This is a genomic window from Corynebacterium sp. SA-MJD20WY100, assembly GCF_039822565.1.
GTDB lineage: Bacteria > Actinomycetota > Actinomycetes > Mycobacteriales > Mycobacteriaceae > Corynebacterium > Corynebacterium phoceense_A.
Window position 1 is genome coordinate 127,970 of record NZ_JBCJKS010000004.1, and the last position, 18,087, is coordinate 146,056.

19 protein-coding genes and 2 tRNA genes are annotated in these 18,087 nt (G+C 65.6%); 10 read left to right on the plus strand and 11 right to left on the minus strand.

Annotated features, from left to right (window positions below; all coding sequences use genetic code 11):
- Positions 1 to 2: 2 nt before the first annotated feature.
- Positions 3 to 75: transfer RNA gene (locus tag ABJ196_RS03680), tRNA-Gly, on the minus strand.
- 286 nt (positions 76 to 361) lie between these two features.
- Between ABJ196_RS03680 and ABJ196_RS03685 the strand changes: the two genes are divergently transcribed.
- The 3 genes from ABJ196_RS03685 to msrB all read left to right on the plus strand — a co-directional run bounded on the left by ABJ196_RS03685 (position 362) and on the right by msrB (position 2,249).
- Positions 362 to 433: transfer RNA gene (locus ABJ196_RS03685), tRNA-Val, on the plus strand.
- A gap of 105 nt (positions 434 to 538) precedes the next feature.
- Positions 539 to 1,843 (plus strand): glycosyltransferase family 87 protein, encoded by a 1,305-nt coding sequence (locus ABJ196_RS03690; RefSeq protein ID WP_347305270.1) that lies wholly within the window; start codon positions 539 to 541, stop codon positions 1,841 to 1,843.
- The gene (gene msrB, locus ABJ196_RS03695) at positions 1,836 to 2,249 is read left to right on the plus strand and encodes a peptide-methionine (R)-S-oxide reductase MsrB (RefSeq protein ID WP_257070249.1); all 414 of its coding nucleotides are present in this window, start codon (positions 1,836 to 1,838) and stop codon (positions 2,247 to 2,249) included. Before ABJ196_RS03690 ends, msrB begins: the two co-directional genes overlap by 8 nt.
- Before the next feature lie 41 nt (positions 2,250 to 2,290).
- Here the strand turns inward: msrB and hemQ are convergent, their stop codons facing one another.
- A complete protein-coding gene (gene hemQ / locus ABJ196_RS03700) occupies positions 2,291 to 2,986 on the minus strand; it encodes a hydrogen peroxide-dependent heme synthase (protein WP_347305271.1) in 696 nt (231 codons plus the stop codon).
- A 130-nt stretch (positions 2,987 to 3,116) separates the two neighbouring features.
- Here hemQ and ABJ196_RS03705 point away from each other — a divergent pair, with 130 nt between their 5' ends.
- Both ABJ196_RS03705 and ABJ196_RS03710 read left to right on the plus strand, forming a co-directional pair.
- Positions 3,117 to 3,752, plus strand: coding sequence for a DUF3000 domain-containing protein (locus tag ABJ196_RS03705; RefSeq protein WP_347305272.1), 636 nt, complete (start codon positions 3,117 to 3,119; stop codon positions 3,750 to 3,752).
- Positions 3,752 to 4,984, plus strand: coding sequence for an HRDC domain-containing protein (locus ABJ196_RS03710; RefSeq protein ID WP_347305273.1), 1,233 nt, complete (start codon positions 3,752 to 3,754; stop codon positions 4,982 to 4,984). The genes ABJ196_RS03705 and ABJ196_RS03710 overlap by 1 nt, the downstream gene beginning before the upstream one ends.
- 62 nt (positions 4,985 to 5,046) lie before the next feature.
- Here ABJ196_RS03710 and ABJ196_RS03715 read toward each other — a convergent pair whose 3' ends face one another.
- Complete coding sequence (locus tag ABJ196_RS03715; protein WP_347305274.1) at positions 5,047 to 5,691, minus strand: response regulator transcription factor; 645 nt, start codon at positions 5,689 to 5,691, stop codon at positions 5,047 to 5,049.
- The gene (locus tag ABJ196_RS03720) at positions 5,688 to 6,383 is read right to left on the minus strand and encodes a histidine kinase (RefSeq protein ID WP_347305275.1); all 696 of its coding nucleotides are present in this window, start codon (positions 6,381 to 6,383) and stop codon (positions 5,688 to 5,690) included. The genes ABJ196_RS03715 and ABJ196_RS03720 overlap by 4 nt, the downstream gene beginning before the upstream one ends.
- Before the next feature lie 117 nt (positions 6,384 to 6,500).
- Here ABJ196_RS03720 and ABJ196_RS03725 point away from each other — a divergent pair, with 117 nt between their 5' ends.
- Genes ABJ196_RS03725 through ABJ196_RS03735 form a run of 3 tightly spaced genes read left to right on the plus strand, consistent with a single transcriptional unit; the run spans position 6,501 to position 9,537 of the window.
- Positions 6,501 to 7,223 (plus strand): ABC transporter ATP-binding protein, encoded by a 723-nt coding sequence (locus ABJ196_RS03725; protein ID WP_347305276.1) that lies wholly within the window; start codon positions 6,501 to 6,503, stop codon positions 7,221 to 7,223.
- Complete coding sequence (locus tag ABJ196_RS03730; protein ID WP_347305277.1) at positions 7,220 to 8,623, plus strand: FtsX-like permease family protein; 1,404 nt, start codon at positions 7,220 to 7,222, stop codon at positions 8,621 to 8,623. Before ABJ196_RS03725 ends, ABJ196_RS03730 begins: the two co-directional genes overlap by 4 nt.
- Positions 8,620 to 9,537: a S41 family peptidase gene (locus ABJ196_RS03735; RefSeq protein ID WP_347305278.1), complete on the plus strand. Its 918-nt coding sequence runs from the start codon at positions 8,620 to 8,622 to the stop codon at positions 9,535 to 9,537. Before ABJ196_RS03730 ends, ABJ196_RS03735 begins: the two co-directional genes overlap by 4 nt.
- Before the next feature lie 62 nt (positions 9,538 to 9,599).
- Here the strand turns inward: ABJ196_RS03735 and dxs are convergent, their stop codons facing one another.
- From dxs to dut, 5 genes are all read right to left on the minus strand, one after another.
- Positions 9,600 to 11,510, minus strand: coding sequence for a 1-deoxy-D-xylulose-5-phosphate synthase (gene dxs / locus ABJ196_RS03740; RefSeq protein WP_347305279.1), 1,911 nt, complete (start codon positions 11,508 to 11,510; stop codon positions 9,600 to 9,602).
- A gap of 70 nt (positions 11,511 to 11,580) precedes the next feature.
- On the minus strand, positions 11,581 to 12,951 hold the full coding sequence (locus ABJ196_RS03745; protein WP_347305280.1) for a TRAM domain-containing protein: 1,371 nt from the start codon (positions 12,949 to 12,951) through the stop codon (positions 11,581 to 11,583).
- A gap of 3 nt (positions 12,952 to 12,954) precedes the next feature.
- On the minus strand, positions 12,955 to 13,566 hold the full coding sequence (locus ABJ196_RS03750; RefSeq protein WP_347305313.1) for a DUF3159 domain-containing protein: 612 nt from the start codon (positions 13,564 to 13,566) through the stop codon (positions 12,955 to 12,957).
- 77 nt (positions 13,567 to 13,643) lie between these two features.
- A complete protein-coding gene (locus ABJ196_RS03755; protein ID WP_347305281.1) occupies positions 13,644 to 14,444 on the minus strand; it encodes a DUF3710 domain-containing protein in 801 nt (266 codons plus the stop codon).
- 21 nt (positions 14,445 to 14,465) lie between these two features.
- Entirely contained in the window at positions 14,466 to 14,930 is a 465-nt protein-coding gene (dut, locus tag ABJ196_RS03760) for a dUTP diphosphatase (protein ID WP_347305282.1), read from the minus strand.
- Between the two features lie 81 nt (positions 14,931 to 15,011).
- On the opposite strand from dut, the gene ABJ196_RS03765 reads away from it, so the two are divergent.
- Positions 15,012 to 15,557, plus strand: a complete 546-nt coding sequence (locus tag ABJ196_RS03765; protein WP_347305283.1) for a DUF3093 domain-containing protein — start codon at positions 15,012 to 15,014, stop codon at positions 15,555 to 15,557.
- A 164-nt stretch (positions 15,558 to 15,721) separates the two neighbouring features.
- Here ABJ196_RS03765 and ABJ196_RS03770 read toward each other — a convergent pair whose 3' ends face one another.
- Together ABJ196_RS03770 and ABJ196_RS03775 are read right to left on the minus strand one after the other, a co-directional pair.
- Positions 15,722 to 16,012 (minus strand): DUF4193 domain-containing protein, encoded by a 291-nt coding sequence (locus tag ABJ196_RS03770; RefSeq protein ID WP_347305284.1) that lies wholly within the window; start codon positions 16,010 to 16,012, stop codon positions 15,722 to 15,724.
- Positions 16,013 to 16,138: 126 nt separating this feature from the next.
- Complete coding sequence (locus ABJ196_RS03775; RefSeq protein WP_347305285.1) at positions 16,139 to 17,122, minus strand: inositol monophosphatase family protein; 984 nt, start codon at positions 17,120 to 17,122, stop codon at positions 16,139 to 16,141.
- Between the two features lie 134 nt (positions 17,123 to 17,256).
- Here ABJ196_RS03775 and ppgK point away from each other — a divergent pair, with 134 nt between their 5' ends.
- Positions 17,257 to 18,027: a polyphosphate--glucose phosphotransferase gene (ppgK, locus tag ABJ196_RS03780; RefSeq protein WP_347305286.1), complete on the plus strand. Its 771-nt coding sequence runs from the start codon at positions 17,257 to 17,259 to the stop codon at positions 18,025 to 18,027.
- The last annotated feature ends 60 nt before the right edge of the window (positions 18,028 to 18,087 follow it).

An 18,087-nucleotide genomic window follows, 5' to 3' on the forward strand; every position in this document is an offset into this window, starting at 1 on the left:
TGAGCGGATGACGAGACTCGAACTCGCGACCCTCACCTTGGCAAGGTGATGCGCTACCAACTGCGCTACATCCGCATGCACTGCGATGTGATGTAAGAAGTAACAACACTGTGCGGTGCGAGTAGAAACATTATCCTTTGGGGCAACAGTTTGCCAAATCGCCCGCTCAGACGCGGGTTTCACCCATCCCCCAAGCACCCAACACGCGCCCGAATGACACCGCTGTCATTTCAGCACCACACGGCACCGTCGGGGCCACTCGAACACGGCGCAGCCCAGCGATCCCCGCCACATTCTCACCTCGACCTGCCGATTAGGTACCGCACACAGGAGCGTGCTACTTTTCTCCTGTACCCAATGAGGTCCTATAGCTCAGTGGGAGAGCGTTCCGTTCACACCGGAAAGGTCGTTGGTTCAATCCCAACTAGGACCACAATCAGCCCCGGCGGCGAGTTCACCTCGCAACCGGGGCTTTTGCTTGCCCGTACTCCGTGTGGCACCCCGTATTCCCTGCGCCGATTCCCTAGAATCCACACTCGTGACTGAATCCCTGCGCGCGAGAATCGACGGCCTGTTTACCGCCCGGCAAGCCCTAGCCCCCGGCTTCGGCGAGCCGGCCGCCCCGGTCTCCCCGGCCGCACAAAATGACGGGCCCGAGACAGCCGCACCAAGCATCAGCCACCGGGTCCTCCGCGCCGCCGCGTGGCCGCTCGCACTTGTCCTGATCGCACACCGGATTCTCATCAGCGCCGTCAACGGCTCCCCCACGGACGACTTCACGACGGTCTACTCCGCCATCCGCCGCATGCTGGCTGGCGACTCCGTCTACGCACAGGCCTACGATCACGTCGATCCGCTCTATCTCTACAACCCCGGCGCCACGCTCCTGCTCACACCGCTGGGCCTCGCGGATAACCCAACAGCCGCACGCATGGCGTTCATCCTCGTCAACGCCGCGTGCATCATCGCTGCACTCGCACTCCTCACCAGACTCGTTGACAAACCCTTAAGCGGCGCCACGCTCCCCTTCGCCATCGCCCTCGCATATGCCACCGAGTCTGTCACCAACACGCTGACCTTCTCCAATATCAACGGCGTCCTTCTCCTCTTCCTCACCGGCTGGCTCTACCTGTTCATTAGGGGCGCACAAGGCCAGACAAAAAGGATGTGGCTTGCCGGACTCGTCCTTGGCATTGCTATCCTCGTCAAGCCACAGTTTGCACCGCTGCTTGCCTTGCACATCGTCAAACTGGACTGGAAGGGCCTCGTCGGCGGCAGCGGAGTGCCGGCGCTGGCCAACGTGATGGCCTGGCCGCTCGTGCCCGGCACGGAAGACTTTACGGGCAAGCTTCTCCCCTACCTTGGAACCACGCGCGACTACGCCAACTCCTCGTGGCCCGGCGTCAACGCCTACTTCCAGCTAAACAGCGGACTCTACTACACAGTCTGGACAGGCATGGCGCTCATAGTCGCCGCCGGACTCATCGCCCTCCTCAGGCGCCGCCACACCGACGTCGCGCTTTGGGCTATGACCACGGCTCCGCTCGTCCTCGTGGGCGTGTTCTTCCTCTCGAGCCTCGGACAGCAGTACTACTCCATGTGGCTCGCGCCCCTTTTATTCACCATTTTCGCGCGCCGCAACGCGCTGGAGTCGTGGCTGCCGTGGCTCGGCGCCGTGCTGTGTCTCGCGCCCATGTCGTGGACTTCTGTGCAGTGGCCGGACGCGGGACGGTGGATGAATTTCTTCGCGGGCACCGCGGGATGGGCCTTCGTCATCATCGGTGTGAGCGCCGCAGCCTTGGGATGGTGGGCCCATGAGCGCGTAGAATCGCGCCATGACTGATTTCAAGCTGATCGCGGACGAAGAGTGGAAGAAGCGCCTCACGCCGGAGGAGTTCTACGTCCTGCGCCAGGCGGGCACGGAACCGCCGCATGTCGGCGAATACACCAACACGACCACGGAGGGCATCTACTCCTGCCGCGCCTGCGGTGCCGAGCTGTTCCGCTCCACCGAGAAGTTCGAGTCCCACTGCGGCTGGCCGTCCTTTTTCTCCCCGCTCGCGGGCGACAAGGTCGTCGAGCACACGGATACCTCGCACGGCATGGTCCGCACCGAGGTCCGCTGCGCCAACTGCGACTCGCACCTGGGCCACGTCTTTGAGGGCGAAGGCTATGACACGCCCACGGACCTGCGCTACTGCATTAACTCCATCTGCCTGAATCTCGAAGAGAAGCCGGTAGAAAACTAAAACAAGGGCCGCACCACCAAGGTGCGGCCCTTCACATCGTTTTACGGGAGAATCTTCATCAGCTCCGCCACATCTGCCACGCGGTGGCCGGTGTGGAACGGAATCTCCTCACGCACGTGGTGGCGCGCCTCGGTGTAACGCATGAGGTGCATGAGGTCAACGATGCGGTCGAGGGTCGGGGCCTCGAACGCGAGCATCCACTCGTAGTCACCCAGCGCGAAGGCCGGCACGGTGTTCGCACGCACATCGGGGTAGTTACGCGCCTGCTTGCCGTGCTCGGCGAGGATGCGGCGGCGCTCCTGCGGGTCCATCGTGTACCAGTCGTAGGAACGCACGAACGGGTAGACCGCAATCCACTCGCCCGGCTCCTCGCCCATGATGAAGGACGGCAGGTGCGAGCGGTTGAACTCGGCCGGGCGGTGGAGCGCATTGCCCACCCAGGTGACTTCAGAGACCTGACCCAGGGTCGTCTCGCGGCGGAAGTCCGCGAATGCCTTCTGGATATCGGAGAACTCCTCCGCGTGCCACCAGATCATGTAGTCGGCAGATGCACGCATGCCGGACAGATCGTAGATGCCACGAACGGTGATCGCCTCATCCAAACCAGCGAAGAAGGCCTGGGCCTGTGCGATGGCCTCATCGCGTTCGGTGCCCAGCGCGCCCGGGTAGACGCGGAAAACCGCATGCTGCGAGTACTGCTGGCGGGAGTTGAGCTCCTCGAAATCAAGCTTGGCCATGAATCCTCCATGAAAGTAAAAAGGTTGAACGGACTCCATCTTAAGTTGGATACCGCCCCGCGCGCACCTTTCCACCCCACACGGCGCGCCTCACACCCCCAGCCTCACCCACCGGCTAGGTTTATCCCCCGTGACCCCAACTAATTCGCAGCAGCCTACAGAGCTCCGCCCTACCGAGCCTGCCGATACCCCCCGTGAGTCCGGCACCCCCGCCGCCTTCACGCAGGCCGTCGAGTCCATGCACGCCGCGCGCATGCGTCCCGAGATCACGCTGGGCACCATCCGTCCGCCGCAAAAGCTGGCGCCGTTTAGCCACGCGATTGGCCTCGAGGTGGGCAATCAGGACCTCGACGTCGTCCCGCAGGACTCCGAGGGCGATGCCTTCGGTCGCCTCATCCTGCTCCACGACCCGGCCGCGGAGGAGTCATGGACCGGCTCTATGCGCCTTGTCGCCTATATCCAAGCCGACATGGACTCCGAGGTCGCCTCTGACCCGCTGCTTCCCGATGTTGCCTGGGAATGGCTCACCGAGTCTCTTACTGCCTGCCGCGCCGAGCACACCAACCTCGGCGGCACCGTAACCTCCACGGCGTCTGTCCGCTTCGGCGAAATCGGCGGCCCGCCGCGCGCCCACCAGATGGAAATGCGCGCCTCCTGGACCGCGGACGGCATCGATCTCTCCTCACACGTAGAGGCCTTTGCCGCGGTCCTCGCCAACGTCGCCGGCCTTCCGCCGGAGGGCGTCACCGACCTTATGCGCGGCTAATGACCCACCTTCTCGATAGGCCCGCGGACGGCATCCCACCCGTCGCCGCGACTCCGGCCGCCTTCCAGCGCGCCGCGGACCAGCTTGCGGCGGGCTCCGGTCCGTTTGCCATCGACACGGAGCGCGCCTCGGCGTTCCGCTATGACGACCGCGCCTTCCTGCTGCAGATTCGCCGCGCAGGCTCCGGCACGGTCCTCCTCGATCCCGAAGGCGGCCGCGACGCGCTGACCACAGCGCTCGCCCCCGTGCTCAACAACCAGGGCTGGATCATTCACGCCGCACCCAGCGATCTTCCCTGCCTCGCCTGGCTCGGTCTCTACCCCAGCGCCATCTTCGACACGGAACTCGCCGCCCGCATGGCCGGCTTCGACCACCCGAACCTTGGCGCCATGCTCGAGGAGCTCTTCGACGTCGAGCTCGAGAAGGCATACGGCGACGCGGACTGGTCCGCACGCCCCATCCCCGCCCACCAGCTTGCCTATGCCGCCCTCGACGTCGAGCTTCTCCTCGAACTCGGCCGTAAGCTCGCCGATATCCTCGCCGAGGATGGCAAGCTGGGCTGGGCCAACGCTGAATTCGCCCATATCGTGGACGAACACCGTTCCATCACCGCGCCGCCGGAGCCAGACTGGACGGATTTACGGGGCATCGGCAGCTTGCGCACGCCCACACAGCTCGCCGCCGCCCGCGCCCTGTGGACGCACCGTGACCGCCAAGCCCGCGCGCGTGACATCGCGCCCGGCAAAATTCTTTCGAACAAGGCGCTTCTCGAAGTCGCTCGTTCCCTGCCGCGCTCCGAGGAAGCCCTCCGCCGCACTCGTGGATTCCCTCGCCGCCGCGCCGGCGCCTCCCAGGCCTGGTTCACGGTCCTCGAAACCGCCCTGCGCGCCGACCCCTCGACATTCCCGCGCCCTGACCTTTCGCTGGCTCCCGTGCCCGGCAAGTCCACGTGGTCACGCGACTACCCCGAGCTCTGGGAGGTCTACCAAGACATCCGCGCCGACATCGACGCCCTCGCGGACGACCTTGTCATGCAGCCCGAGACCATCATCAAGACCTCTGCGGTCCGCGCCGCCGTGTGGGCTGCGCTTGGCGAGCCCCGCTTCTCCAGCGACGTCGCCGGCACGCTGACCCGCGCTGCGGACATCCCGACGCTCCTGCGCGACGAAGACTGCCGCGACTGGCAAGTCCAGCTCGTCACGCCCATCCTCGAGCGCGCCCTCTTCCGCTAACCCCCGGTTCTTGTCAAAAATCGATCAGCTATCGCGATTCTGAGCACAATTTTCGCAAGGAACTACGGCCGCGCCGCCAGGTACTCCAGAATCGCTTTCACGCGCCGGTTGTCTTCCTTCGGGTCGAGCCGAAGTTTGAGGAAGATATTGGACACGTGCTTGGCCACCGCCGCCGCAGAGAGCACCAGCGCCGAAGCAATCTCCTTGTTCGATTTTCCCTGGCTCATGAGCTCGAGCACCTCGCGCTCGCGCGGCGTGAGCTCCGCCAGCCCCGAGCGCCCCGAGGCCATCAGTGCCTTGGCGACCGTCGGGTCGATCACCGTGCCGCCCTGCGCCACGACCTCAAGGCTCGACAGAAAGTCCGCGACCTCGGAGACACGATCTTTGAGGAGGTAGCCCGTCCCGGCCGTGTCCACGTCGAAGAGCTCCACCGCATAGGCCGGCGCCACGTATTGCGAAAGCACCATGACCGCCAGCGAAGGAAACTCGCGTCGCAGAGACACCGCCGCTTTCAGGCCATCGTCCGCCATATTCGGCGGCATCCGCACGTCCGTGACCACGATGTCCGGCAACGGGCCCGACTCCACTAACTCGATGAGCGAGGGCGCCGTCGCGGCCTGGCCCACGATCTCGTGGCCGCGGCGCTCCAAAAGACCAGCCACGCCCTCACGCAACAGCGCCGAGTCATCCGCCAACACGATTCTCATCGCACACCTCCGAGCCCAGAAGCCCCACGGTCCAACAGCAACGGAATGGAACACGCCACACGCGTCGGCCCACCTGGAGGCGAGGACAACGTCAACGCGCCGCCGAAGGCCTCCAATCGCTGCGCCATGCCCGCAAGCCCCTGGCCTGGCACGACGGCCGCGCCACCCGGGCCTTCGTCCACGACCGAGATGTGCAGATCCGCATCCGAGGTCACGAGCACCGTCACGGGCGCGCCCGGCGCGTGCTTCGCCGCATTCGTCAATGCCTCCGCCCCGAAGAAGTACCCGGCCGCGAGCACGGACGGCGACAGCGAAGGAAGCGGGTGCGGAGCAAAGACGGAGACGTGCGGACCGTAAGAGGAGGCGACATCGGAAAGCGCGGCCACCAGCCCGTGGTCCTTGAGCACCTGCGGATGGATGCCGTGCACCGTCGTCCGCAGAGCCGCAAGTCCCGCGTCAAGGTCTTTCTTCGCTGCCGCAACCAACGTCGCGGCTTCCCCAGTAAGGTCCAAGGAAGCCTCACCTAGCTTGATGGACGCCGCCACAAGGTACTGTTGCGTCCCGTCGTGGAGGTCGCGCTCGATGCGCTGGCGTTCGACCTCGTAGGCGTCCGCAATCGCGCGGCGTGAGGCCGTGAGCCGGGCAATCTCCGCGGCCTGGCGCTCCTCGTTGGTGGTCTTTCGCTTAAACATCGCCTCCGATCATAACCACGGCGCCAGCCGTGGCGGGCGGGGGTAGAGCTAGCACTACCGCGAACTCTAGCGGTGGCACCATTCAATCTGTGCGCCTTAACCTGTGAAATGAGAACCATGACACATTCACTTTCACTTCATGACATCACGAAGGACTACGGCCAAGGCCCGGTCCTCTCCGGTATTTCCCTCGACATCCAGCCCGGCGAAACCGTCGCCGTCATGGGGCCCTCGGGCTCCGGCAAGTCCACGCTGCTGCATTGCATGTCGGGCGTGCTCACGCCCACGGACGGCGCCGTCTTCTTCGGCGAGACCAACATTGCCAAGCTTTCCGATACCGCCCGTTCCCGCCTTCGTCTCCAGCACTTCGGCTTCGTCTTCCAGGACGGCCAGCTCCTTCCGGAGCTCACCAACGTCGATAACGTGGCGCTGCCGGCGATGCTCACTGGGTCCTCGCGCGGCGCGGCCCGCACGCGCGCACAGGCGCTGCTTGATCAGCTGGGTCTCGGCGGTCTGGCTCTGCGCCGTCCGGGCGACGTCTCGGGCGGCCAGGCCCAGCGCGTCGCCATCGCTCGCGCGCTTGCCGCTGAACCGTCCATCGTCTTCGCGGACGAGCCGACGGGCGCTCTTGACCAGTCCACCGGCCATGAGGTCATGCAGATGCTTACCACCGTCGTCCGCCAGTCGGGCGCGAGCCTTATCATGGTCACGCACGACCCCAAGGTCGCGGACTGGATGGAACGCCGCGTAGAGATCCGCGACGGTCTCGTCCACGACGACCGTCTCGTGGGCGGCGTGCGTACCGCAGCGCCCACTGCAGCACAGGGAGGCGCACGATGAGCACGGCAACCCTGACTTTCCAACTGCATCGCGCCTCACTGCATGCCCGCACGGGCACCGGCACGCTATCGCTGCTGTCCATCCTGTCCATCGCCGTGGGTTCGACCGCTGCGTTTCTCGTCGCGGGCGGCACGTGGATGTTCTGGGTACGTGCCCACCACCCTGAGCTCGTCACCGAATCGATGCGCGGGACCTACGGCAACGAGCCGGACTTCCTCTACACCTGGTTCTCGTTGGCGTTGTTCGCGTGCGCGTTTATCGTTCCCGCCCTGTTTAGCTTGACCGCCCAGGCCGCCGTCCTCGGCGCCTCCGGCCGCGAGCGCCGCCTCGCCACGCTGCGACTGCTCGGGCTGTCTTCCCGCGACGTCACGCGCATGACGGTCATCGAGACCGGAATCCAGGCCATCATCGGCATAGCACTCGGCTTAGCCAGTAGCGTGTTGCTTGCCCCCGTCTTCACCAACTTTGAGTTCCAGGACCGTCCCGTCGAGCTCCGCGAAATCCTCTTGCCATGGTGGGGCTACCTCGCAGTCGCCGCGACGCTGTTCTTCCTCGCGCTCGGCGCTGCGTTCGTGGGCATGCAACGCGTCCGCGTGAGCCCCCTCGGCGTGGCACGCCGCTCGACTCCGCCGGCGCTGAAGTACTGGCGTCTCATCGCATTCGTCCTTCTCGTCGCCGTCGTCGCCGTCATCGTGCGCAACTTCGACTTCAATGCCGCCATCGCAAGCATCGCCGGAATGATCGGTTTGCTCTGTATTGTCGTGGTGAGTATCAATTTCGTGGCCCCCTTCCTGCTGCAGGTGGCTGGACACATCGTTTCCCTCTTCCCCGGCACCGCGCATTTCGTCGCGTGGCAGCGCGTGGCCACGAACGGCAAGCGCGCCTGGCGCCGGGTGGCTTCTCTGGCTTTCTTCGGCTTCCTCGCGGGCTACCTCGTATCCTCGCCGCTGAAGCAGGATAACCTTACGCTCGCCATGCGCGAGGAGGGCGATATTCTCACCATCTTCAAGGACGTCTCCACAGGTGCCTTGCTCACGCTGCTGTTCGGTTTCATCCTCACCGGGTTGTCCATATTCCTGGGTCAGGCAAGCGCTGCCTTTGAAGGCGCGCAACTCTCGCGCTCGCTTCAGCTCATGGGTGTGCCGCGTCGATTCCACACCGCCGTGAACTTCATCGAGATCATGGGCCCGGCGGTAGGCGTGAGTCTCCTTGGCTTTGCCCTCGGTTCCCCACTTGCGTTTATCATGTTCGCCTCCACGGGCACCGACGTCGACGCAGCTGGCCGCGTGCTCATGGCGCTGAGCTTCCTCGGCGCCGGCTGGGGCATCACTCTCATCGCGGCACTCGCCGCCGAGCCCCTGCGCTCCCGCGTACTGGCCTCGGGGAGGCGCCACGAATGAAACTCGCACTCAAAATCATTGGTGCCGTTCTCGCGGTGCTCGTCGTTGCAGCCCTCGCCCTCGTCTACGTCTTCGGCCCCACCTATGGGGCAATGTTCACGGGCAAGCCCATCTTCCTCTTCGGCGCTTCTGAGTCGCGCATCAACACAGCGATGCTCGACACCGCCGCCGCGCAAGGCATCTACGCAGACTCGCCGGAGTTCAAGGACGTCTACGAGCGCGCCAAAGACGACCCGGCGGCGCTCGACGACGCCATCACAGCCGCCGGCGGCAAGCACTCCACCATCTACACTCGCGAAGAAGAGGAATCCGTGCCGCACACCGACCCGAAGGTGGAGCTGCGCAACAACGTTGTCTGGGCCACCGTGCCCGGCATCGGGCGCTTCGACGACGGCCAAGCCTACGCCGACACGCTCGCCCACGGGCTTGCCGATGCCCCCGCCTGCGCCGCCGTTGTCGACCTGCGCGGAAACGGCGGCGGCGACATGGGACCCATGCTCGCAGGACTCAGTCCCCTGCTCCCTGACGGTCCAGCGCTCTACTTCCAGTCCCGCTCGCGGAAGACTCCCGTCATGATCGACGGCAACCACGTCGCGGGCGGCGGCACGCCCACCACGACCTCCGGCGGCAAGCTGGACCTGCCAGTGGCGGTGCTCACCGATGGTGAGACGGCATCGTCAGGCGAGGCAACGCTGCTGGCCTTCCGCGGCCTGGACAACGTGCGGACCTTCGGCGAGCCCACCGCGGGCTACGCGTCAGCGAACGTGGTCATCGACTACCCCGACGGCCGCTCGCTCATGCTCACCGTCGCCAAGGACGTCGCCCGCACCGGCGAGGAATTCGCTGAAGACCCCATCGCCCCGGACGCGCCGCTCAGCGAGCTCGATGGCTGGCTCCACGACGTGTGCCGCTGACTTTTACGCCAACGAAGCCCCCAGATCTGTGGAGATCTGGGGGCTTCGTCGGCTAAAAATTCCTACTCGGAGTCAGAGTCCTCGGTCAGATCCGAAACCCAGCCCACAATCGACTCCGCGATGCCAGCCGGGTCGAGGCCAACCTCCTGAAGCAGCTCGCCGCGCGAAGCGTGCTTCGGGTACATATTCGGAAACGCGAGGCGACGGTGCGGGGTGTCGACCTCGGCGGCGCTCAAAGCCTCGGAGACCAGGGAACCAATGCCCCCGCGCATCACTCCATCCTCGATCGTCACCACGAGGTCGTGGTCGCCGGCTAGCCCGATGACGGACTGTGGGACCGGCACAACCCAGCGCGGGTCGACGATGGTGACGTTGACACCCTCTGCTTCGAGGAGTGCGGCGGCATCGAGAGAGCGCTGCGACATCGCGCCGATGGACACGATGAGCACGTCAGGCGATGCCTCGTCCTTGTTGTCGCTGTAGTGGAGGATGTCCACACCGTCGGCCAAGGTGTCCACGGCCTCCTGGTCCTCGAGCAGGTTGCCCTTAGGGAAACGCACAACTGTGGGGCCGTCGTCGACCTCGATGGCCTGTTGAAAGAGCTCGCGCAGGCGCGAGCCGTCGCGCGGGGCCGCCACGCGAATGCCCGGGACGATGGATGAAATGGCCATGTCCCACACGCCGTTGTGCGAGGCGCCGTCCGAGCCCGTCACACCCGCGCGGTCGAGCACGAGCGTCACCGGCATGCCCAACAGGCCCACGTCCATGACGAGCTGGTCGAAGGCGCGGTTGAGGAACGTCGAATAGAGCGCCACGACCGGGTGCAGGCCAGCCAAAGCGAGACCGGCGGCCGAGGCCACGGCATGCTGCTCCGCGATGCCCACGTCGAAGAAACGCTCCGGGTATTTATCCGCGAAAGGCTGCAGGCCCGTGGGCCCAGCCATGGCGGCGGTGATCGCCACGATGTCGTCGCGGCGCGCACCGGCGGCGAGAAGCTCCTCGGAGAACGCCGCGGTCCAGCCCGGCTGCGATTCCTTGAGCGCCACGCCCGAGACCGGGTCGATGGCACCCGTGGAATGCATCTGGTCGTTCGGCTCGTTGACGGCCGGCGCGAAGCCGTGGCCCTTCTCCGTCACGCAGTGGACGATGATGGGGCCCTCGTAATCGCGGGCATAGGAAAACGCGTGGTTGAGCGCATCGATATCGTGGCCGTTGATGGGACCGATGTACTTCATGCCCAGCTCAGGGAACATCTCCTCCGGCATGACGGTGGACTTGATGCCCTCTTTCATCGCATGCAGGGCATCGAAGGCGCGCTCGCCTACCCAACCGAGCTGCTTGAGACGCTTCTTGCCGTGCTCCATGAGCTCGTCGTAGCCGTGCTGCGCCCGGATATAGGACAGGTTCTCGGACAGGCCGCCAATCGTCGGCGAGTAGGAACGACCGTTGTCGTTGACCACCACGACGGCGTTGCGCGACTTGGTCGTCGCCAGGTTATTGAGCGCCTCCCAGCACATGCCGCCCGTCAAAGCGCCGTCGCCGACCACGGCCACGGCGTTGCGGTGCCCCTCGCCCTTGAGCGCAAATGCCTTGGACAGGCCGTCCACGACGGAAATCGCCGCCGAGGCGTGCGAGGATTCCGTCCAGTCGTGCTCAGACTCGCCGCGGTCGGTGTAGCCGGACAGGCCGCCCTTCTGACGCAGCGTATCGAATTGGTCTGCACGACCCGTGAGCATCTTGTGCACGTAGGACTGGTGCGAGGTGTCGAAGACAATCGCATCATTGGGCGAGTCGAAGGTGCGGTGCAGCGCGATGGTGAGCTCCACGACGCCCAGATTCGGGCCCAGGTGACCGCCGGTGGCGGAGACCTTCTCAATGAGCAGCGCACGCACCTCGTCCGCGAGCTGACCCAGCTGCTGCGGGGTGAAGTTCTTCAAATCGCGGGGCGATTTCACCAGATCCAACAGTGCCATGGAGTGCTTTCTACCTCTTCTTGGAAAACAATGGATTCTCTTCACGTTACCTGTTCAGGCACGCGGGAGACTAATACAACTCGGCGGGTTCCAGGAGTGCCAGCGCCTCCATATGGTGGGTGCCCGGGAAAGCGTTGATGACGGCGAGGCGGCGCACGGCGTAGCCGTGTTCGCGCCACGTCGCCAAGTCCCGCGCGAAGGTCGCAGGATCGCAGCCCACGTGCACCGCAGCGCCCGGGCTTGCCGATGCCGCCTTTTCCACAACCTCGGCACCCGCGCCCGTCCGTGGCGGGTCAAGCACGATGGCATCGGGTTTGGGAAGCTGGTCGATGGCCTTTTCCACCAAGTCGTTGTGGAGTACCACGTCGTAGTCTGCGAGTGCGTCCTGGCGCGCCTTCGCCGCAGCTGGCGAGTAGTCGACGGAGACGACGGTGACCTCGGGGCCTGAGGGGGCTTCCGGGTCCGCGTCGATATCGGCGTCGAGCTCCTTATCGAGCACGGAGGTCGCGCCGGCGGGCAGGCCGGGCGCGGTCGTGGCCAGGGTCTCGGCGAGCGCGGGGACGAAGACGCCCACGCCGCCGTAGAGATCCCACGCCACGCGCTTGGAATCCGGGTACGGCAGATCCGCATACGCGCCGTCGACATCCGCGACGGACAGCCAGTTGCGCACGAGCTTCGCATACGCATCCGGGGCCGCGGTATGCGCCTGCCAGAAGGCGGTGGCCGGGAAGCGGAAGTCGTGGCCATCGGCGGTCTCGCGGACGGTGCCGGAGCCCTCGAGGACGCGCTCCACGCGCTCGACGCGCTGACCGCGCGGCGGCTTAGCAGTCTCCACGACGTGGCGCACGCCATCGGCGTCGAGCACGGCGATGACCTCGGAGCCCGGCGTAAAGCGCTGGGCGCCCGGCCCCACGAGTCCGTCAACGAGTCCCGGGGCCAGCTGCGTGCAGGCCACGTCCGTGACGAGGTCGTGGCTGCCGCGCTTACGCAGGCCCGCGCGGCCCTGGGCGTCCACGCCCAAGCGGACGCGGGTGCGCCAGCCACGGCGCGGTTGCACGTCGATGAGCTGCGGGTCCGGAAGGTCCGTGAGCTTGCCCAGGCGGCGCAGCTGGTCGAGCATGACGTCAGCTTTGAGGCCAAGCTCGGCCTCCGGGTCGAGCGTTGCGAAGTCGCAGCAGCCCGCACCGGCCGCGGCGGCCGGGCACGAAGACTCGACGCGCAGGGGGCCGGCCTCGACGACGTTGACGAGCCGGGCGCGGCCGAAGCGCTTCTTCAGCTGCGTGAGCTCGGCGTCGACGGTGTCGCCCGGGTAGGCGCCCGCGACGAAGATGGTGCGCCCGTCCGCGGCGTGGGCAATACCCTCGCCGCCGTGGGCCATGCGCTCCACGGTAAGCCGAATGGTCTCGCCCTTGGTGAGCTCGGGTGTTTCTGCGGAAGTCATAAGTTATGCCTCTTTCTGGGCAGGTTCTGGAGTCTCGACGAGGCCCGAAGCCTCGACGGCAGCGTTGGCGCGGCGGACCATCCAGATGGTGAGCAGGGTGACCAGGCCGGTAAGCGGCCAGCCCATGAGAATGCGGGTGACGCCCAGCGTTGTGGTGTCACCGTGGTTGTACATGCCGTTTTGGACGAGGAAGCGCGCGAGGAACACCGCGGCCCAGCCAGCGGTGGCGTAGGAGTACGCCCACATGGCCTTGGGCACCTGGCGCCAGGCCATGGATTCGCCGTTGATGCCCTTCCACACCACGCCCACGGCGGGCCAGCGGAAGATGATAGAAGTGAGGGACAGCACCGCGAGCACGAGCGAGACCCAGATGCCGTACAGGAAGTAGCCCTTCGCGTCGCCGGTAAACCACGCGATGGCCGCGCACAGCGCCACGCCCAGCAATCCCGAGATGGCCGGCTGCAGCGTCTCCTTGCGGATGATGCGCCACACCGTGATGACGAGCGCCACGCTGAGCGCGGCGAGCAACGCCGGGCCCAAGCCCCACTGGTTATTGACCGGGATCAGCACGACGACGGGCAGCGTCGCCGAGACGAGCCCCGTGAGCCCGCCCATCTGCTCGAGCAGCGTGGGCTCGGCCTCGGGAGCGTCGTCGAAATCGTCACCAGGACGCTCGGAAGAATGATCTGCCACTAATTGTCTTCTTTCAGTTCACGCAGCTGCGCGGCCGCCTGTGCCTCGGCATCGGTGGGCTGCTTATTCGCCTCGGCCCTCTGGGCCTCTTCGCGCTGCTTCATGGCCTTCTGCATCTCCTCGACGAGCGGGGCCGGCATGACCACAGGTAGCGAGTTGCCGGCGAGCACCGGGTCGTCGCCACGGTAGACGAACGTGCGCGCGGCGACCTCGCGGCCGAGCACGGCGAGCTCCTCTTCCATGCCCGCCGGCGCGGCGAGCGTAAGGCGCAGCATCCAGCGCGGGCCCTCGATACCGACGATGCGAATGACGCCGTTGTCGCTGTGTCCCAGCACCTCGCTGCCCCACGGGCCCTCCTCGACGGAGGTCGTGAGCCCATCCTTCTCGATGCCACGCAGCAAGTCCTGCGCGGCCTCGGCCCACTGTCCGGACGAACGCGGTGCGGCGAATGCGACCGGCGTAATCCGACCCACGCGCGTCACGATATGGAGCATCTTCGGGCCCTCCGGGCCCATCTCCACCTGCACCTGCGAGTCCTTGGGCAGCGGAATGCGCATGGAGCCCAAGTCGAGGATGCCCACCGAGAAATCCTTGAAGTCGAAAGACTCGATGTCGACATGGTCGCCGTCGTAGGGACCATTCGCGCCATTGACCGGATCGTGCGGGATGGTGACAATCTGCACGCCCGGCTGCGAGGCGGCCGGCGTCTCAGCGCCAGCAGCCGCAGGGGACGCAGAGGTGTCTAGGGGCTCGGCCGAGGGGGCAGCGCCAGGCTCGGATTTCTTGCTAAAAGGCCACATATTTTTCTCCTCAGAGTCGGGCTAGTTCACGCCGGTGGAGCCGTAGCCGCCGGCCCCGCGTTCGGTTGCATCGAGATCCTCGACCTCCACGAAGCCAGGCAACTCGACGCGCTGGACAACGAGCTGGGCAATGCGCATGCCGCGCTCGACCGTAAAGGCGTCGCGCGGGTCGTGGTTGATAAGGCAGACCTTGATCTCGCCGCGGTAATCAGCGTCCACTGTACCCGGCGTATTGACGATGGACAGGCCATGCTTGGCGGCCAGGCCCGAGCGCGGGTGGATGAGGCCAACCGTGCCCAGCGGCAGAGCGATGGCAATGCCAGTGCTGATAAGGGCGCGTTCCCCCGGCTCGACCGTCACGGTCTCGGCGGCATAAAGATCAGCGCCGGCGTCGCCGCGGTGCGCGCGCTGCGGCAGCGGCAGCTCCGGGTCAAGGCGCTTGACGCGGATATCGGCTACGGGCTCCTGCGAAGTAGTAAAAGTCACGCGCCCCAGCCTACCGCCCCGCGCGCCCCACGAGCCCACCGGGAGATGGAACTTAAGTTGGACTGTCGTAGACTGTCCCCTGTGTCTGATTCCGTGTCTGCTTCCGTGTCTGATTCGCACAACTCGCCCACTCCCGCACCCACTGTCCTCTACCAGGAGCGGTTCTGGGTGCCGTGGTACTTCTGGCTGTACGGAGCCATCGTGGTTTTCGTGGCCACCGCCACCTTCAGCTTGAACCGCGCGCCGATGTGGCTCTACATCATTGGCGCCGTCCTCACCGCGCTGGGCGTGTGGGTGCTTATCACGTGGTCCGGCACCGTCCTGCGCGTCGAGCAGGACCCAGACGGCTCGCGCTGGCTCACCGTCAAGGGTGCGCAATTGCCTTCCGATGTCGTCGCGCGCTCGCTTGCCATCCCCTCCACCGCCCGCCGCAACGCGCTCGGCCCGCAGCTTGACCCCGCGGCCTTCCTCGTCACGAAGGGCTGGATGAAAGAGCACGTCATGCTCGTCCTCGATGATCCCGAGGACGACACCCCCTATTGGCTCATCGCCACGAAGCATCCGCGCGAGGTCCTCGAGGCCTTCGTGCCCGCCCAAGCCGAGCAGGCGGCGTCTACGCTGAACTAACCGGGTTGCTGCCGAAAATCTTCTCTCGGTTCACGATCGCCGCGCGATTTTCGGCAGGAACGGCATATTCAACTCATCCGCATCGCAACAGCACAAAGCCCGGCTCTCCCGCCGCGCCGCCCCAAAGGCAGCGGCAGGAGGCCGGGCGTGCGCAGTTGTCCGTTTTAAGCGCAGTCCATGCAGATAGGGTCGTCGCCCTCGTAATGGGACAGACGCTTGTTGGACTGCACGAGGAAGCACGAGGCACACGTGAACTCGTTTTCCTGGCGCGGGATGACCTCGACGTTGAGCTCTTCACCGGTGAGGTCATCCATCGGCGGCGCGAAGGGCTCCACAATCTCGCCGTCGTCGTCCATGCCATTGTTTTCGGTCTCAGCGGCCTTGAGGCCCTCCAGGGAGTCGGTCTCTTCCTCGTCCTCCGCGCGGCGGCGCGGTGCGTCGTAATCGGTAGCCATGGTGGTCAATCCTTACAGGGTTAGATGGGGCTTTTTCTAGCTTTATCGGGGTGCATACTAAACGACGATTGGCCGCTTGTCATTCTCCGCTTGCCACGGGGTTAATCCCCGTTTACCCCCACCGCTCTACGCTGGGATTTTGTTGGTTCCCTTAGCCTCACTTAAGGTGACCCACGCCGCTGGCGCGACGCTCGGCTGGGCGGCAAAAAAGATGGCACCATTCTTGCCGTCGGCCTCCATGCCCGGATGCACGACCGCGCACCCGGCTTCACGAGCGATAATCGTGCCCGCAGCGCAGTCCCACGCCTTGATGCCGTGCTCGTAGTAGACGTCCACGGACCCCTCCGCCACGCGGCAGATATCAAGCGCCGCTGCGCCAATGCGGCGAATATCACGCACCCGCGGCAGCAGTCGCACGAGGACTTCCGCTTGCGCGCGTCGCCGCGATGCCTCGTAGCCAAAGCCCGTAGCCACCAGGCTTAAGGCTGGGTCGGTCTCCGTACGCGGATGCACAGGCTGCGGCGACGAACCGCCGCGCACAACCGTTGCACCATGCCCCAGCGCCGCCGCGTACGTCACGTCTTGTGCGACGTTGACCACACAGCCTGCCACCGGCTCGCCGTCGACGACCGCGCCGATGGAGACGGCATAATCCGGCACGCCATACAGGAAGTTCACCGTGCCATCGATCGGGTCGACCACCCACGTCACCCCGCTCGAGGACTCGCGTGCGGCACCCTCCTCGCCCAGCAGACCATCGAAGGGTCGGGCCGCCAGGAGCTCGCCCGTAATAAAGCTTTCCGATGCCTCGTCCACTTCCGTGACCGGATCCACCGCCGAAGACTTCGTGTGATGGGCATGCAGCCCCGCTCCCTGCGGTCCGGCCAGCTCCGCACGGCGCGTACGGATAAGCGCCGCCGCCTGGCCCGCCACGCGCACCGCGAGGTCGCGCAGCTCGGCGGCGTCGACGTCTTCCGGAACTTCTGGTGCCGCCGCGGACATCGCCTCCAGAGACGGCACATCGCCGCATAGTTCCGGGTCGTTGTACGAGGACCCCACCAACGCCGCGAAGGAGGAGCCAGGACCGGTTGGATTCTTAGGACTAGTCATGGCCTCCATCATGCCCGCCCCGCCCCGCGCCCGCATCCGCACCACCTCGAACCAACAACCGCATCCTCGAGCCCACAACACGGTCGCGCACAAACCGCCCACACCACACGCAGCAACGCCGTATGCTGGCATCTATGACTGTAAAATCCCTCCCCGCCAACGCGGGCTTTGGCATCGACGTGGGTGGCTCCGGCATCAAGGGAGCCATCGTGGACCTCGACACCGGCGAGTTCGTGGGCGAGCGCCATAAGATCGCCACCCCGCAGCCGTCCACCCCGGAGGCCGTCGCGGAGACCATCACCGCCATCATCGAGCACTTCGGCTGGGACGGCCCCGTGGGCATTACTCTCCCGTCCGTTATGAAGCACCAGATTGCGCGCTCTGCCGCCAACGTCGACAAGCAGTGGATCGGCACCGACACCCAGAAACTCTTCGGCCACCATCTGCCCGGCCGCGAGGTCGCCGTCCTCAATGACGCAGACGCCGCGGGTCTGGCCGAGGTCGAATTTGGCGCCGCGGAAGCGCGGGAGGGTGCGGCTATCTTCCTTACGCTAGGAACGGGCATCGGCAGCGCATTCCTCCTGGAAGGAAAGCTGTTCCCCAACACGGAGTTGGGCCACATGATCGTGGGCAAGAAGGAAGCCGAGAAGCAGGCATCCTCCGCGGTCAAAAACAAGAAAGACCTCAGCTACAAGGACTGGGCGAAGCGCGTCAACACGGTGCTCGAAGAGTACGAGAAGCTCTTTAACCCGGACGTCTTCCTCATCGGCGGCGGCATTTCCCGCAAGTTCGACAAATGGAGCGGCTACCTCACGCTCGAGACCCCCGTCATGCCTGCGAAGCTGCGCAATCGCGCGGGAATCGTTGGCGCGGCGCTGGCCGCACAGCGCGGGGTGAAGCCCTAAAATCAACGGATAGTAATGGCCCAGTTGCGCGGCAAAAGATCCTTTTACGTTATACTGGGC